This is a genomic window from Pseudomonas fluorescens (assembly GCF_902497895.1).
In the GTDB taxonomy this organism is placed as follows: domain Bacteria; phylum Pseudomonadota; class Gammaproteobacteria; order Pseudomonadales; family Pseudomonadaceae; genus Aquipseudomonas; species Aquipseudomonas fluorescens_BP.
In genome coordinates this window covers 40,942-57,373 of record NZ_CABVHQ010000028.1, presented here as the reverse complement: position 1 = coordinate 57,373, position 16,432 = coordinate 40,942, and the positions used below count along the sequence as shown (strand labels likewise).

Genomic DNA, 16,432 nt, shown 5'->3' with positions numbered 1-16,432 from the left:
GCCACTTGTTCCTCTTCAGCGACGAACCCGATGCCATTGCGCCAGCGCCTTGAAAACCTGCCGGTCGGCCAGAAACTCCTCGCGGCCCTGCTGGTTCTGCTGACCACCGTGTTACTGGTTGCCAACCTGACATTTATCAGCGCCGCCTATTGGATCTCCCAGGAGAGCATGGCACCACAGGCCCTGCAGACCATCGGCCGGCTGATTTCCAATCCGAACCTGGCGGCTCAGGCGCTGGATTCGCCGCAAAGTGCTGAAAAGCTGCTCAATGAACTCAACAGCTATTCGCCATTACGCGCAGCAGCGGTGTATGACAGCAAAGGCAAGCGCCTGGCCCAGATGCAGAGTGGCGAGCCGCTCGAGCTGCCCAAGCGCTATCGACATATCGAAGCCTGGCAAATAACCGAATTTCGCAGCAATCAGCTGATCACTCTGCCGCGTCCCGGGCAGCCGCCGGGGCATTTGCTGCTGGTGGCCAGCAGCGAACTGCCGATGGCGTTCTACACCGGCACCCTGACCGCCAGCCTGGGGATTCTGATCTTCAGTGTGCTGCTCTGGCTGGTGATCGCCCAGCAGATCAAACGCCTGATCACCCGCCCGATCCACCAACTCGAAGAGCTGTCCCGACAAGTCACCCGCGAGGAGAACTACGCATTGCGTGCCTCCCGGGGCAACCATGACGAAATCGGCAGCCTCGCCGAAGCGTTCAACACCATGCTCTCGCGGATCGAAGCCCGTGAGCAGCAGCTCAAGCGCGCACGGGACGACTCTCAGGCGGCCTATGACCAGGCCCAGGGTCTTGCCGAAGAGACCCGCCACACCAATCGCAAGCTGGAGCTGGAAGTCCAGGTCCGGAGCAAGATCGAGAAAAAACTCACCGGTTTCCAGAACTACCTCAACAGCATCATCGACTCGATGCCCTCGGCATTGATCGCGCTGGATGAACAGCTCTACGTGACCCAGTGGAATCAGGAGGCCAGCGCCCTGTCCGGAACCCGGCTGGATGAAGCCTTGAACCAGCCGATCTTCCTCGCCTTCGAACCACTCAAACAGTTCCTGCCGCAACTCAAGGAAACCGTCGAGCAGCACACGGTGGCCAAGATCGAGCGAGTCACCTGGGTCAAGGACGATGAAGCCAGGCATTATGCACTGACCTTCTACCCCTTGATGGGCGGGGCCGGGCGTGGCGTGGTGATCCGTATCGATGACATCACCCAGCGCCTGTCCCTTGAAGAAATGATGGTGCAATCGGAGAAAATGCTCTCGGTCGGCGGCCTCGCGGCCGGCATGGCCCACGAGATCAACAACCCGCTGGGGGCAATCCTGCACAACGTGCAGAACATTCGCCGTCGACTCTCACCCGACCTGCCGAAAAACTTCGAATACGCCGAGCAGGTTGGCATCGAACTGAACACCGTCAACCGCTACCTGCAAAGCCGCGAAGTGCCGCAGTTGCTCGACGGCATCCAACAGGCCGGAGCGCGGGCGGCGAAGATCGTTACCCACATGCTCAGCTTCAGCCGCCGCAGCAACCGCCAGATGGCGCCTTGCGACCTGCCGGCGTTGATCGATCAGGCGGTGGAGATTGCCAGCAACGACTTTGATCTGGCCATCGGATTCGATTTCAAGGGCCAGGCCATTACGCGCCAGTTCGACCCGCAACTGGGCCCGGTTCCGGGCACCGCCAACGAATTGGAACAAGTGTTGCTCAACTTGCTGAAAAACGCCGCCCAGGCCATTCATCAGCGCGAAGACGACAGTGAGCCGGGGCGAATCATTTTGCGCACCCGCTTGAATTCGCCGTGGGCGGAAATCCAGGTCGAGGACAATGGTATCGGCATGAGCGAAAGCGTGCGCAAACGAACCTTCGAACCGTTCTTCACCACCAAGGAAATCGGCCAGGGTACCGGGCTGGGTCTGTCGGTTTCCTATTTCATCATCACCAATAACCACAAGGGTCAGATGGAAGTGCAATCGACCCCGGGCCAGGGCACCTGTTTTACCTTGCGCCTGCCATTGGCGGGCAACCAGCTCGCCTCTCACGAACGCAGTCAACTGGAGAGATAAGCATGGGTTTTCGCTTGTCGAAGATTTACACACGCACCGGCGACAAAGGCTCCACCTCCCTGGGCGACGGACGTCGGGTGCCCAAGGATCACCCGCGGGTCGAGGCCATGGGCGAAGTCGATACCTTGAACAGTCAGTTGGGGTTGTTGCTGGCCGAATTGGCCGAGCACAGCCGTGAGTGTACGGGATTGACCGAGGTGGTCGAAGTTCTGGCGCCCTGCCAGCATCGCTTGTTCGACCTGGGGGGCGAGTTGGCGATGCCGGTGTATCAGGCGCTCGACTCGGCTGAAGTCGAACGTCTGGAGGCGGCTATCGATCTGTGGAATGAAGAACTGGGGCCATTGGAGAATTTCATCCTCCCCGGCGGTTCCGCACTGATTGCCCAGGCCCATGTGTGCCGCAGCCTGGCCCGTGGTGCTGAACGGCGCTGCCAGCATCTGAATGCCGTCGAACCGCTGGCCGGGGTGGGCCTGGCCTATATCAATCGGCTGTCGGATTTGCTGTTTGTGGCTGCGCGCTTGATTGCCAGGCGTCAGGGTGTGGCGGAAATTCTTTGGCAGGCGGCGGCGAAGCCCTAGAGCGAACTCGTAGCAGCTGGCGAAGCCTGCGTTCGGTTCGGGCCGCGTTCGGACGCAGCAGTCGTAAAATCAGGCACTGCGGTTTCCAGACAAACCGCGCAAGCAGGATCTGCGACTGCTTCGCAGCCGAACGCAGCCTTCGGCAGCTGCTACGGGTCACGTGTAGGAGCGAGCTTGCTCGCGAAGAGGCCAGTGGCTACACCACAGAATCAAGCCTCAGGCCAGAACGCCCGAATCCCCGCCACGCCCTGCGCACCGTTTTCCCAGGCACGTTGGCGTTCGGCCGGGCCGACACCGCCGAGCAGAAACACCGGTCTGTTGAAGCCGCTGATCAACCGGCTCGCCTGATCCCACCCCAACGGCTGCGCATCTGGATGAGTCTGGGTAGGCTGAACCGGCGACAGGCTGACGAAGTCCACGCCCATCTCTTCGGCCAGGGCCAATTCCTCGGCGTTATGGCAGGAAGCCGCAAGCCAGCGGGATGCAGGCACCGGTCGACCGGCGCTGGCGTATTTACGCAATTGCGCGGCAGTCACGTGCCAACCGGCGGACGGGAAGTCGCCCAGCCACTCGAACGGCCCCTTGAGCATCAATTGCGCCTTGCCTGCACACAAGCCCGCCGCATCCACCGCCAGATCGCGGTATTTCGGGTCGTAGCCATTCGGTGCACGCAGCTGAATCAGCTTGATGCCCCCGGCGATGGCTTTCTGAATACCCCGTAACAAAGCCGGTGTTTCCAGGCCCTCAGGGGTGATCAAGTATTCCCCGGGTAAACGCGCTGCCGCGACGATCGGCCGGTTGGCGGCCGGGAACTCATAGCCCCCCAACTCCCGCGCCGTGACCCAGGCCAGGGGTTGGCCTTCGGCACCGTGAGGTTCACCGGTAAAGGCCGAGACTTCCCAGACATCCAGCAATACCTGCTTGTCCGGATAGTCATGCTGAACCTTGATCAATGGCCGCGCGGCGCCGAGCACAATGCCCAGCTCTTCCTGCAGCTCACGGGCCAGCGCCTTTTCCACCGCCTCATCGGCCTCGACCTTGCCGCCGGGAAACTCCCAGAGACCGCCCTGATGCTGAGTATCGGCACGTCGGGCGATGAGGATTTTGCCGTCTGCGCCGCGGATAACGGCTGCTGCCACATGAACTCGTTTCACCGCACTATTTCCTCTAAACCGGCCTTCTGCCAGGCCTTGAAGGCTGGCCATTGGTAAATTGTTTCAACATAGGCCGCGTCGACTGCGGGCAACACGACCTGATAGGTCCGCAGACGCACCGCAATCGGTGCAAAAAAAGCATCCGCGAGGCTCACTCGACCGAACAGGAACGGTCCCGGTTCAGTGGCGGCGGCCCGGCATTCTGCCCACAGCGCCAGCATGCGTTGGATATCAGCCTGCACTTCAGGCGGCATCGGTGACAAGGGGGCATCGTGGCTGAGGTCGAACGGCATGTTGCCGCGCATCGCGAAAAAACCGCTGTGCATCTGCGCGCAAGCGGAGCGCGCCTGGGCGCGAGCCGCGATGTCCCGCGGCCATAAATCGGCCTCGGGGAAGCGTTCGACCAGGTATTCGGCGATTGCCAGCGAGTCGGCAATGGTCCCGTGCTCGGTTTTCAGCAAAGGCACCTTACCGGTTGGCGAATGCTTGAGGATCAGCTGATGGGTGTCAGGCTGATTCAGTTTGATCAGTTCTTCGGTGTAGCTCGCTCCTGCCAACTCCAGCGCCAGGGCGCCACGCAGGGACCAGGAGGAATAGAGTTTGTCGCCGATGATCAGGTGGAAGCTCATGTTCGGACACCTTCAATAAGGAGAATCGCGCCATTCCCTGTGGGAGCGAGCTTGCTCGCGATGGACGTTAACGATAACGCGTGTTTTCTGAATAAACGCGTCGCCCTTGAGTCCTTCGCGAGCAAGCTCGCTCCTACAGGGGGGTCGGATTACGTACGGTACTCGGCGTTGATTTTCACGTATTCGTGGGACAGGTCGGTGGTCCAGATGGTTTCACTGCAATCACCACGACCGAGTTCGATGCGAATGGTGATTTCTTCCCGCTGCATCACCGCTGCGCCTTGAGCTTCGGTGTAGGTCGCGGCACGCGCACCACGGCTGGCGATGCACACTTCGCCGAGGAACACGTCGATCTTGCTCACGTCCAGATCCGGCACACCGGCACGGCCGACGGCGGCGAGAATGCGTCCCCAGTTCGGGTCGGAAGCGAACAGCGCTGTCTTGATCAGTGGCGAGTGAGCCACGGTGTAACCAACGTCCAGGCATTCCTGGTGATTGCCGCCGCCGTTGACTTCAACGGTAACAAACTTGGTCGCGCCCTCGCCGTCACGGACGATAGCCTGAGCCACGTCCATGCAGACTTCGAACACCGCCTGCTTCAGTGCGGTGAACAATGGGCCGCTGGCTTCGGTGATTTGCGGCAGCGCTGCCTGACCGGTGGCGATCAGCATGCAGCAATCGTTGGTCGAGGTGTCGCCGTCGATGGTGATGCGGTTGAACGACTTGTTGGCGCCATCCAGCAGCAGGTTCTGCAACACCTCGCGGGAAACCTTGGCGTCGGTCGCGATGTAGCCGAGCATGGTCGCCATGTTCGGGCGAATCATTCCGGCGCCTTTGCTGATGCCGGTAACGGTGATCGTCACGCCGTCGTGCTGGAACTGCCGGCTCGCGCCCTTGGGCAGGGTATCGGTGGTCATGATCCCGCTGGCGGCCGCGGCCCAGTTGTCCACGGACAAGTCATCGAGGGCGGCCTGCAAGGCGCCTTCGATCTTCTCGACTGGCAACGGCTCGCCGATCACACCTGTGGAGTACGGCAGCACCAGGCTGGCGTCGACACCGGTCAACTCGGCCAGTTTGGCGCAGGTGCGCTCAGCGGCGGCCAGGCCCGGCTCACCGGTACCGGCGTTGGCATTGCCGGTATTGGTCAGCAGGTAACGCACCGGACCCTGCACACGTTGTTTGGCAAGGATCACCGGAGCTGCGCAGAACGCGTTCAGGGTGAACACGCCCGCGACCGTGGAGCCTTCGGCACAGCGCATGACCACGACATCCTTGCGCCCCGGGCGCTTGATGCCAGCCGAGGCGATACCGAGTTCAAAACCGGCAACCGGGTGCAACGTTGGCAAAGGACCAAGACCAACAGCCATGAATGCGCTCCTAATTAAGATATCTGCGCCGCCCTCAGCGGACGGTGTTTTCAATGGTAAAACGCCGCGACGGCTAGGCCGGTCGCGGCGCGGGTATTTCAGCGTTTGAAACGGGTATTAGTTGATTTGCCCGTGACAGTGCTTGAATTTCTTGCCCGAACCGCAGTAGCACAGTTCGTTGCGACCCAGCTTCTGTTCGTTGCGCACCGGAGCGATGGCGAGGGCCACATCGACCTCTTCACCCAGGACTTCCGGTTGCTCCAGGCCTGGAGCCTCGTCGTGCTGGAACTGCATGCGCTGAGCCAGTGCTTCGGCTTCCTGACGCAAGCGGGCTTCCTCTTCGATCGGGTCTTCGCGGCGAACCTGAACGTGAGACAGCACTCGAATCGAGTCGCGCTTGATCGAATCCAGCAACTCGGAGAACAGGGTGAAGGACTCGCGCTTGTATTCCTGCTTCGGGTTCTTCTGCGCATAGCCGCGCAAATGGATGCCGTGACGCAGGTGATCCATGGTCGACAGGTGGTCTTTCCACAGGTCATCCAGCACGCGCAGAACGATTTGTTTCTCGAAACTGCGCAGTGCTTCGGCACTCGCCTGCTCTTCTTTCTCGTTGTAGGCGGCCAGCAGCTCGGTCATCAGCTTCTCGCGAAGGGTTTCTTCGTAGAGATGATCGTCTTCGTCGAGCCATTGCTGGATCGGCAGGGTCACTCCGAAGTCGCTCAGCAGAGCGGCTTCCAGACCGGCCACGTCCCACTGCTCGGGCAGCGACTGTGGAGGAATGTGCGCGCTGACGGTGGCGTTGAGTACGTCCTGACGGAAGTCGGCGATGGTTTCACCGATGTTGTCCGCGGCGAGCAACGTGTTACGCATGTGATAGATCACTTTACGTTGTTCGTTGTTGACGTCGTCGAACTCGAGCAGTTGCTTGCGAATGTCGAAGTTGCGGCCTTCAACCTTGCGCTGAGCCTTTTCGATGGCGTTGGTCACCATGCGGTGCTCGATCGCTTCGCCGGACTGCATGCCCAGGGCTTTCATGAAGTTCTTCACCCGATCAGAGGCGAAGATGCGCATCAGGCTGTCTTCCAGCGACAGGTAGAAACGGCTGGAACCGGCGTCACCCTGACGACCGGCACGACCACGCAACTGGTTGTCGATACGGCGCGATTCGTGACGTTCGGAAGCGATCACCTGCAAGCCACCCGATTCGAGCACTTGCTGATGACGTTTCTGCCAGTCGGCCTTGATCTGGGCGATCTGCTCAGGAGTCGGGTTTTCCAGGGAGGCAACTTCGACTTCCCAGTTACCGCCCAACAGGATATCGGTACCACGACCGGCCATGTTAGTGGCGATGGTCAGCGCACCCGGGCGACCGGCCTGGGCGATGATCTCGGCTTCTTTTTCGTGGAACTTGGCGTTCAGAACCTTGTGTTCGATGCCTTCCTTCTGCAGCAGACCGGACATGTGCTCGGAGGTTTCGATGGTCGCGGTACCCACCAGCACCGGACGGCCCTGAGTCATGCATTCCTTGATGTCAGTGATGATCGCCGCATATTTCTCTTCGGCGGTCAGGAACACCAGGTCGTTGTAGTCTTTACGCGCCAGCGGTTTGTTCGGTGGAATGACCATCACTGCCAGACCATAGATCTGGTGGAATTCGAACGCTTCGGTGTCGGCCGTACCGGTCATGCCGGACAGTTTGTTGTACAGACGGAAGTAGTTCTGGAAGGTGGTCGAGGCCAGGGTCTGGCTTTCGGCCTGGATGTTCAGACCTTCCTTGGCCTCGATGGCCTGGTGCAGGCCTTCGGACAGACGACGACCCGGCATGGTACGACCGGTGTGTTCGTCGACCAGAACCACCTGACCGTCCTGAACGATATATTCGACGTTGCGATTGAACAGTTTATGAGCGCGCAGACCGGCATAAACGTGGGTCAGCAGACCGAGGTTGTGCGCCGAATACAGGCTCTCGCCTTCAGCCAGCAGGCCAACGCGGGTCAGCATATCTTCGATGAACTGGTGACCGGCTTCGTTCAGCTCGACCTGACGGGTCTTCTCGTCGACCGTGTAGTGGCCAGCCTTGGTGACTTCGCCTTCTACTTCTTCAATGTGCAGTTCAAGCTGCGGGATCAGTTTGTTGATCTCTATATAGAGCTTGGAGCTGTCTTCGGCCTGACCGGAAATGATCAGCGGGGTACGGGCTTCGTCGATCAGGATCGAGTCGACTTCGTCGATTACGGCGAAATTGAGCTCACGCTGGAATTTTTCTTCCATGCTGAACGCCATGTTGTCGCGCAGGTAGTCGAAACCGTATTCGTTGTTGGTACCGTAGGTGATGTCGGCAGCATAGGCCGTACGCTTCTCTTCCGGCGGCTGGAATGGCGTGACCACGCCGACCGTCATGCCGAGGAATTCGTAGAGCGGACGCATCCAGTTGGCGTCACGACGAGCCAGGTAGTCGTTGACTGTTACAACGTGTACACCCTTGCCGGACAGCGCGTTCAGGTAAACCGCCAGTGTCGCCACCAGGGTCTTGCCTTCACCGGTACGCATTTCGGCGATCATGCCTTCATGCAAGGTCATGCCGCCGATCAATTGCACGTCGAAGTGGCGCATGCCCATGACACGCTTACCGGCTTCACGGGCAACCGCAAAGGCTTCAGGGAGGAGCTTGTCGAGGATCTCACCTTTGGCTATGCGGGCCTTGAACTCGTCGGTCTTGGCGCGCAGTTGCTCATCCGAAAGAGCCACCATTTGCTCTTCGAAGGCATTGACGATCTGTACCGTCTTGAGCATGCGTTTGACTTCGCGCTCGTTCTTGCTTCCAAAAAGTTTCTTTAACAAAGGCGCAAACATATCGGCAGGTTCTTCCACACATAGGGATGGAGGGCGGCCCCGTGAGTCGCCCGTGCAGCCCTCATGGCCGCATGCGAACGAGCATTCTACCCGGAAACGATGGAGAGGAAAGTGGCGTTATTCCACGATGCTGGCACAGCGCTGTGACGGGGCCTTCTTAAAATAAGGGCTTTTTGCTGAACTTCAACCCATTCAGACCAGAAGTTACTCATTGATTTAATGGGTCAACCGCCTGAAAAGCAATGGGCAGGCAAGCGCATCCAGTGCTTTCTGCTACCATGGCGGCTCTGTTACTTCAGGTGTCTGATCATGGCATTTCGCCCTCTTACGGCCAAAGCACCCGCCGTGTTGCTTCGCGAAGCCAAGCCTTTAAAAGCCATCTTCAGCCACGCTCAACGTCTGGCCCATTTACAGCGTTTGCTTGAGAGCCAATTGCAGCCTGCCGCCCGGGAACATTGCCACGTGGCGTCCTGGCGTGAAGGCAGCTTGCTGCTGATCGTCACCGACGGTCACTGGGCGACCCGGCTGCGCTATCAGCAAAAACGTCTGCAGCGCCAATTGCAGATGTTTGACGAATTTTCCAGCCTGACGCGGATTCTGTTCAAGGTTCAGCCTCCCACGGTGCAACAAGGCGCAGTCGGCCACACCATGGACCTGTCGACCATCGCCGCGCAGACCATTCAGGCCACCGCCGACGGCATCACCGACCCCAACCTGCGCGCCGCGCTGGAGCGCCTGGCCAGTCACGCCAAGCCGCGCAGCTGACTTATTTCCTGCGGCGCCCAGTAGACCGCTATCGCGAGCAAGCCCGCTCCCACACTAGATGTTTGTCAGGCAGCAATTGCGTGCACACCGAAAATCCAATGTGGGAGCGAGCTTGCTCGCGATGAGAACGCCGCGGTGTGTCAAGCACACCGCGATCATCAGCGGCGCTTGCTGCCGCCCAACAATGAACCCATCAGGCCGCGGACCAATTGCCGCCCCAGCTGATTGGCTGCCTGGCGCATGGCTGACTTCAACGCCTGCCCGGCCGCGGCGCCGAGAAATTCACCGGCCTTGTCAGTAAAGCTCGGTTCCTCGGCCACCGGTTTGCCCGGTGCGGCTTCAGGCTCCGGTGCCAGGCCTTTGCGGCTCATCAGCACTTCATAAGCCGATTCACGATCGATCGGTTTGTCATAACGTCCGACCAACGGGGAGCTGGCGATCAGGGTCGCGCGCTCGGCAGGGGTCAATGGCCCGATTCGCGATTGTGGCGGTGCCACCAGCACCCGCTGGACCATGGCCGGTGTGCCCTTGTCCTGCAAGGTGCCGACCAGTGCCTCGCCAATGCCCAGCTCCGTCAGCACCGCCAACGCATCGAATGCCGGGTTCGGCCGAAAGCCTTCGGCCACCGCTCGCAGGGATTTCTGTTCTTTGGCAGTGAATGCCCGCAGCCCGTGCTGAATGCGCAAGCCCAGCTGAGCCAGTACGTCATCCGGCAAGTCGCCCGGGGATTGGGTGACGAAATACACGCCGACCCCTTTGGAACGAATCAAGCGTACGACCTGCTCCAAACGCTCCTGCAACGCCTTGGGCGTGTCGGCAAACAACAAATGCGCTTCATCGAAGAACAGCGCCAGCAGCGGCTTTTCCGCATCGCCGCGCTCCGGCAGTTGCTCGAACAACTCAGCCAGCAACCACAGCAGGAAGGTCGCGTAAACCTTGGGCGCCTCATGCACCAGGCGACTGGCGTCGAGCAGATGAATCCGCCCGCGACCGTCACTGGCAGGCTGCAGAATGTCTTCCAGTTGCAATGCCGGTTCGCCGAACAAGGCTTCGGCGCCCTGCTGTTCCAGCGTCGCGAGGCGTCGCATCAATGCCTGGCTGGAACCAGTGGTCATCAGCGCCGCGTCGTCGCCGAGCAACTCGGGAGTGTCCCTGAGGTGATTGAGCAGCGCCTTGAGGTCTTTCAAATCCAGCAGCAACAGACCTTCGCGGTCGGCCACTTTGAATGCGGCGTAAAGGGCCGACTGCTGGCTGTCGGTCAGTTCCAGCAAACTGCCGAGCAACAGCGGCCCCATTTCGCTCAGCGTGGTGCGTAGCGGATGGCCGGACTGTCCCTGGATGTCCCATAGGGTGACCGGATAGGCCTTGGGTTGATGATCGAGCCAGGACATCCCGGCGATCCGTTCGGCCACTTTGCCTTGAGGGTTGCCGGCAGCCCCAAGACCGCACAAATCGCCTTTGATATCGGCAGCGAACACAGCCACGCCAGCATCGCTGAAGGCTTCGGCCAGGCGTTGCAGGGTTACGGTTTTCCCTGTCCCGGTAGCACCTGCCACCAGACCGTGACGGTTTGCCAGGCGCATGGCCTGAGCAATCGGCTGGCCCTCGAGGTCAGCGCCGATAACGAGTTGCGATGAGTCAGGCATTTTGTCACCCATGGTTAATCTTTAGGTCTGCATGGTCGATATAGCAAAGCGAGAGACCAGAAAAGACTGAAAATGAAGTCCGATAATTCCCTAAGGAGAGATGGAAATATCAGCTTTTTTTCACCTTTGCCCATTTTGCGCGCTTTTATAACAGCACGCCCTGGACATTAAGACCTTAGCGGACACCACGAGCCATGAACAAAAATCTGCGCTTCAGCCATAAAATCCTGCTTGCCGCTGCCCTGATTGTTATTGCCGCCTTCGCCTCCTTCACGTTGTACAACGATTATCTGCAGCGCAATGCGATTCGCCAGGACCTGGACAATGACCTGCATGAAATGGGCGATGTGACTGCCGGCAATATTCAAACCTGGCTGGCCGGGCGCATTCTGCTGATCGAAAACCTTGCCCAGAACATCGCCATCAATCCAGACCCAAGCAGCGTCGCCAGCCTGCTCGAGCAAAAGGCCCTGACCTCAACATTCATGGCTTCTTATCTGGGCGATGCTCGTGGCAGCTTCACCATCCGCCCGGACGCGAAAATGCCCGACGGTTTCGACCCGCGAGTTCGCCCCTGGTACAAAGGCGCGGAAAACAGCGGCAGCTCGACGCTGACTGAACCCTATATAGATGCAGCCACCGGCCAATTGATTATCTCCATCGCCACCGCCTCGAAAAAAGCCGGGCAAAGCGTCGGTGTGGTGGGCGGTGACCTGAGCCTGCAAACCCTGATCCAGACCCTCAGCGCTCTGGACTTCGATGGTATGGGCTATGCCTTTCTGGTCAGCGGCGACGGCAAGATCCTGGTGCACCCGGACAAAGCCCTGGTGATGAAAACCCTCAGCGACGTGTACCCGCGCAACACGCCACGGATCAACAGCGACTTCAGTGAAGTCGAAGTCAACGGCAAGACCCGCATCGTCACCTTCACACCGATCAAGGGCCTGCCTTCGGTCAACTGGTACATCGGCCTGTCCGTGGACAAGGACAAGGCGTTCTCGATGCTCAGCGAGTTCCGCGCCTCGGCGATCGTCGCCACCGTGATTGCCGTGGCGATCATCATCGCCCTGTTGGGAATGCTGATCCGGATCCTGCTGCAACCTCTGCATGTCATGACCCGGGCGATGCAGGACATTGCCGACGGCGAGGGTGACCTGACCCGGCGCCTGACGATCCAGAACCAGGACGAGTTCGGCATCCTCGGCACCGCCTTCAACCGCTTCGTCGAGCGGATTCACACCTCGATCCGCGAAGTGTCCTCGGCCACCCAGCAGGTCAACGAAGTGGCCTTGCGGGTGGTCAGCGCTTCCAACTCATCGATGTTCAATTCCGATCAGCAGGCCTCGCGTACCAGCAGCGTCGCCGCGGCGATCAATCAACTGGGGGCCGCTGCCCAGGAAATCGCCCAGAACGCCGCCCTCGCCTCGCAGCACTCCAGCGACGCGCGAAATCTCGCCGAAGACGGCCAGCAAGTGGTCGACAGAAGCATCAAGGCGATGAACCAGCTGTCCACCCTGCTGAGTGCTTCGAGCACCAACATCGAATCGCTGAACAGTAAGACGGTGAATATCGGGCAGATCCTCGACGTCATCACCAGCATCTCGCAACAGACCAACCTGCTGGCGCTCAACGCCGCTATCGAAGCGGCGCGGGCCGGTGAAGCCGGTCGCGGTTTTGCGGTGGTCGCCGATGAAGTGCGCAACCTCGCCCATCGCACCCAGGAGTCGGCGCAACAGGTGCAGACCATGATCGAAGAGCTGCAGGTGGGGGCTCGCGAGTCGGTCGGCACCATGAGCGAAAGCCAGCGCCATAGCCAGGACAGCGTGGAAATCGCCAACCTCGCCGGCGAACGCCTGAACAGTGTGACCCAGCGCATCGGCGAGATCGACGGCATGAACCAGTCGGTGGCCACCGCCACCGAGGAACAGACCGCCGTGGTCGAGTCAATCAACGTCGACATCACCGAGATCAACACCCTCAACCAGGAAGGCGTGGAAAACCTGCAGTCGACCTTGCGCGCCTGCGCGGACCTTGAGCAGCAGGCGGCGCGCTTGAAGCAACTGGTGGGCAGTTTCCGTATCTAGCGCTCTCTCGGTCCGCTTCGCGAGCAATCCCGCTCCCACAGGTTTAGCGTCGAGCACAAACCTGTGGCGAGGGGGCTTGCCCCCGTTCGGCTGCGCAGCAGCCGCAAAACCTGTGAATGCGGTATGCCTGACAAACTGTGGTTGCAGGTTTTAGGGCCGCTGCGCGCCCCAGCGGGGGCAAGCCCCCTCGCCACAATTGCCCGGCAGACCATGGATTTTCGTTAGCTGACTGCCCCTCCTCCCTCTTCCTGACACCTCCCCCGCAAATCCTCAACCGAACATCTATCCTTCATAAAGGTCAACCCTATGGAGTACAACGGATAGGAGGGATGCTCATCGTGCATATCGCTGACATAACCATGTTCTACGCCCCTGCCAGCGGTGGCGTGCGCACTTATCTGGATGCCAAACACCGTCGCCTGGGACGTCAGCCAGGTATCCGTCACAGCTTGCTGATCCCCGGGGCGAATCTGAGCGAGCAGGACGGCATCTACACAGTCCCCGCGCCCGCCGTGCCATTCGGCAAAGGCTACCGCTTCCCCTGGCGCCTGGCCCCCTGGCGCAATGTCCTGCACGCCTTGCAACCCGACTTGATCGAAGTCGGTGACCCTTATCTCACCGCCTGGGCCGCCCTCGACGCTCGCCGTCAACTGGATGTGCCGGTGATCGGCTTTTACCACTCCGACCTGCCCCTGCTGGCGAGCAACCGCATGGGCAACTGGTGCACGCCGAACGTCGAAGCCTATATCCGCAAGCTTTATGGCAATTTCGATCGGGTATTGGCACCCAGCCAGGTCATGGCGGACAAACTCATCGGACTGGGGGTGAAAAACGTTTATGTGCAGCCCTTGGGCGTGGACCTGCAAACCTTCAACCCGAGCGCCCGCGACCCGGGTTTGCGCGCTGAGCTGGGTATTACCGAAGACACCCGCCTGCTGATCTTCGCCGGCCGTGGTTCCAAGGAAAAGAACCTGCAGGTACTGCTTAATTGCATGAAACTCCTCGGCCAGCGCTATCACCTGCTGCTGGTCGGCTCATCGATGCCGGCCGTGGTGCCGGATAACGTCACGGTGATCGCCGAATTCTACCCCGCTCCACAGATCGCGAGGTTGATGGCCAGTTCCGATGCGCTGATTCACGCTGGCGATCAGGAAACCTTCGGCCTGGTGATCCTCGAAGCCATGGCCAGCGGCATTCCAGTGGTTGCCGTGGCCGCCGGGGCGTTCAAGGAAATCGTCACCCGGGACTGCGGCCTGCTATGTGCTCCGGACAGCCCGCAGGCCATGGCCGATGCCGTGCGCGACCTGTTCGCTCAGGACAGCGCCAGCCTGGGTCAGCGGGCCCGACAGCATGTCGAACAGCATTACGCCTGGGATGCAGTGGTCAACAGCCTGTTGGGACACTATCACGCCGTGCTCGGCAGCCAGCCGCCACTGCTGGCTCATGGTTGAGCCTGTGAGCACGCCCAGCCTGATCCTGGTGTTGCATGATGTCACGCCGCAAACCTGGGCGGATTATCAGCCGTTCGTCGAAGCGGTCGATGCACTGGGCAACGTGCCGATGACCTGGCTGGTGGTACCTGACTTCCACAAGCACAACGCGCTGGACGCCCATCCAGGTTTTCGTCGCCTGCTGAGCAGCCGCCTGGCACGGGGCGATGAACTGGCCCTGCACGGTTATTTTCATTGCGATGACAGCCCGCCCCCGCAGAGTCTCCGGGATTGGTTCATGCGGCGGATCTACACCCATGAAGGCGAGTTCTACGGCCTGTCGCAAAATGCCGCCCTGGCCCGTCTGCACGCCGGGATCGAACTGTTCCAGCGCTACCACTGGCCGCTGCGGGGGTTTGTCGCCCCGGCCTGGCTGATGAGCCAGGGTACGCGCCAGGCGCTGCGTCAGTTGCCGTTCGCCTATACCAGTGATCCACAGCATCTCTACCGCCTGCCGGACTTTACAGTGGTCGACGCCCCGGGGCTGGTCTGGAGTTCGCGCAGCGCCTGGCGCCGAGGCCTGTCGAGGGTACTCAGCGAGCAACGCGAACAGCGTTGGCGGCAAGCACCGGTGATTCGCCTCGGCGTGCATCCGGTGGACCTGCGCCATGGGGTTTCTCGCAATTACTGGCTGCAGACGCTCAAGCGTTTGCTGGCCGAAGGTCGTGAGCCGATGACCAAGGCCAACTGGCTGGTGGCTCAGGCCAGACTCAGCCGGTGCAACCCATGAGCCGGGCCATCTGGATGGTCGTCGCCTTATTGACGGCGGTGCTCATACCGCTGCTGCTGGGCGGCAGCGATATGTGGCTGCGCATGCAGCGCTTCCCGCTCGTGCTGCTGCTGACGATGTTGGGCATGATTGTGCTGTGCTGGGTGCTCAACTCATTTCGCCTGCGCCTGTTGCTGGGGGAGCAACGCGGCCGGATCGGGCGCCTGAAAAGCCTCGGGGTGGTGATGTCCGCCGAGTTCGCTTACTGCGCGACACCCGGTGGCAGTGGCGGCCCCCTGACCCTGATGGCCCTGCTCGCGCGCAATGGCGTGCGTCCGGCCCATGGCAGCGCGGTGTTTGCCATGGATCAATTGAGTGATCTGCTGTTCTTTCTCTGTGCGGTGATCGGGATTCTGTTTTACGCAGTGTTCCAGAACCTCAGTCAGCGCATGGAATGGATGCTCGTCCTGAGTGCCCTCTCACTGTTTGCCGGCCTGTGCAGCTGCCTGATTCTGGCGCGTTACCACCGTTCATTGATCCTTTTTTGCGGCCGCGTGCTCAACCGCCTGAACGTCAAAGCGCCGACCCGCCGACGCTGGGCGCGCAAGCTGCTGCAGTTTCTGGCGGCCTTCAGTGTCACGCTCAAGCTGCCGTGGCAAACCCTGGCCCAGGTATTCGCCCTGACTTGCCTGCATTGGCTTTTACGCTACAGCGTGCTGTACCTGGTTCTACAAGGGTTAGGCGCAGACCTGCAATGGGCCTGGAGCTTTCTGATCCAGATGCTCGCCCTGAGCGCCGGGCAACTGAGCCTGATGCCCGGCGGCGCAGGCGCGGCGGAACTCACCTCGGCAGCGCTGCTGGCCCCCATGGTGGGTAAGTCGACTGCGGCGGCAGCGATTCTGATCTGGCGGGCCGTGACCTACTACTTCTACCTGCTGGCAGGTGGGCCGGTGTTTCTGCTGATGGTCGGACGACCTTTGCTGCACAAGTTGATGAAACTCAAACAGGCTTAGGGAGCGACCTTCGTAGCAGCTGCCGAGCCTGCGAGGCTGCGTTCGGACGCAGCGGTCGTAAAATCAGCCTGCGCGTT

At 60.5% G+C, this 16,432-nt stretch carries 12 protein-coding genes and 1 pseudogene; 8 read left to right on the top strand and 5 right to left on the bottom strand.

The genetic code is table 11. The annotated features are described in order from the left end of the window. Positions 1–30: 30 nt before the first annotated feature. The gene (locus F8N21_RS15820) at positions 31–2,067 is read left to right on the top strand and encodes an ATP-binding protein (protein WP_150643005.1); all 2,037 of its coding nucleotides are present in this window, start codon (positions 31–33) and stop codon (positions 2,065–2,067) included. 2 nt (positions 2,068–2,069) lie between these two features. After that, on the top strand, positions 2,070–2,645 hold the full coding sequence (locus F8N21_RS15815; RefSeq protein WP_150643004.1) for a cob(I)yrinic acid a,c-diamide adenosyltransferase: 576 nt from the start codon (positions 2,070–2,072) through the stop codon (positions 2,643–2,645). A 209-nt stretch (positions 2,646–2,854) separates the two neighbouring features. Here F8N21_RS15815 and F8N21_RS15810 read toward each other — a convergent pair whose 3' ends face one another. The 4 genes from F8N21_RS15810 to secA form a co-directional block, all read right to left on the bottom strand. Beyond that, a complete protein-coding gene (locus F8N21_RS15810; RefSeq protein WP_150643003.1) occupies positions 2,855–3,799 on the bottom strand; it encodes a Nudix family hydrolase in 945 nt (314 codons plus the stop codon). Continuing rightward, a complete protein-coding gene (locus F8N21_RS15805) occupies positions 3,796–4,428 on the bottom strand; it encodes a glutathione S-transferase family protein (RefSeq protein ID WP_150643002.1) in 633 nt (210 codons plus the stop codon). The genes F8N21_RS15810 and F8N21_RS15805 overlap by 4 nt, the downstream gene beginning before the upstream one ends. A 149-nt stretch (positions 4,429–4,577) precedes the next feature. Beyond that, on the bottom strand, positions 4,578–5,795 hold the full coding sequence (argJ, locus tag F8N21_RS15800) for a bifunctional glutamate N-acetyltransferase/amino-acid acetyltransferase ArgJ (RefSeq protein WP_150643001.1): 1,218 nt from the start codon (positions 5,793–5,795) through the stop codon (positions 4,578–4,580). Between the two features lie 117 nt (positions 5,796–5,912). Beyond that, on the bottom strand, positions 5,913–8,648 hold the full coding sequence (gene secA / locus F8N21_RS15795; RefSeq protein WP_150643000.1) for a preprotein translocase subunit SecA: 2,736 nt from the start codon (positions 8,646–8,648) through the stop codon (positions 5,913–5,915). 309 nt (positions 8,649–8,957) lie between these two features. Between secA and F8N21_RS15790 the strand changes: the two genes are divergently transcribed. Next, complete coding sequence (locus tag F8N21_RS15790) at positions 8,958–9,413, top strand: DUF721 domain-containing protein (protein ID WP_150642999.1); 456 nt, start codon at positions 8,958–8,960, stop codon at positions 9,411–9,413. Between the two features lie 158 nt (positions 9,414–9,571). Here the strand turns inward: F8N21_RS15790 and F8N21_RS15785 are convergent, their stop codons facing one another. After that, entirely contained in the window at positions 9,572–11,059 is a 1,488-nt protein-coding gene (locus F8N21_RS15785; RefSeq protein WP_150643031.1) for a helicase HerA-like domain-containing protein, read from the bottom strand. 194 nt (positions 11,060–11,253) lie between these two features. Between F8N21_RS15785 and F8N21_RS31500 the strand changes: the two are divergent. From F8N21_RS31500 to F8N21_RS15765, 5 genes and pseudogenes are all read left to right on the top strand, one after another. Further along, positions 11,254–12,285 (top strand): annotated as a pseudogene (locus tag F8N21_RS31500) (cache domain-containing protein); the annotation flags it as partial. A 93-nt stretch (positions 12,286–12,378) separates the two neighbouring features. Further along, a complete protein-coding gene (locus tag F8N21_RS31495) occupies positions 12,379–13,143 on the top strand; it encodes a methyl-accepting chemotaxis protein (RefSeq protein WP_412071648.1) in 765 nt (254 codons plus the stop codon). A 329-nt stretch (positions 13,144–13,472) separates the two neighbouring features. Then, positions 13,473–14,594 carry a glycosyltransferase family 4 protein gene (locus tag F8N21_RS15775; RefSeq protein ID WP_150642997.1) on the top strand — a complete coding sequence of 374 codons (1,122 nt, stop codon included), beginning with the start codon at positions 13,473–13,475 and terminating at the stop codon, positions 14,592–14,594. Continuing rightward, a complete protein-coding gene (locus F8N21_RS15770) occupies positions 14,587–15,363 on the top strand; it encodes a DUF2334 domain-containing protein (protein WP_150642996.1) in 777 nt (258 codons plus the stop codon). Before F8N21_RS15775 ends, F8N21_RS15770 begins: the two co-directional genes overlap by 8 nt. After that, positions 15,360–16,355, top strand: a complete 996-nt coding sequence (locus F8N21_RS15765; protein WP_150642995.1) for a lysylphosphatidylglycerol synthase transmembrane domain-containing protein — start codon at positions 15,360–15,362, stop codon at positions 16,353–16,355. Before F8N21_RS15770 ends, F8N21_RS15765 begins: the two co-directional genes overlap by 4 nt. The last annotated feature ends 77 nt before the right edge of the window (positions 16,356–16,432 follow it).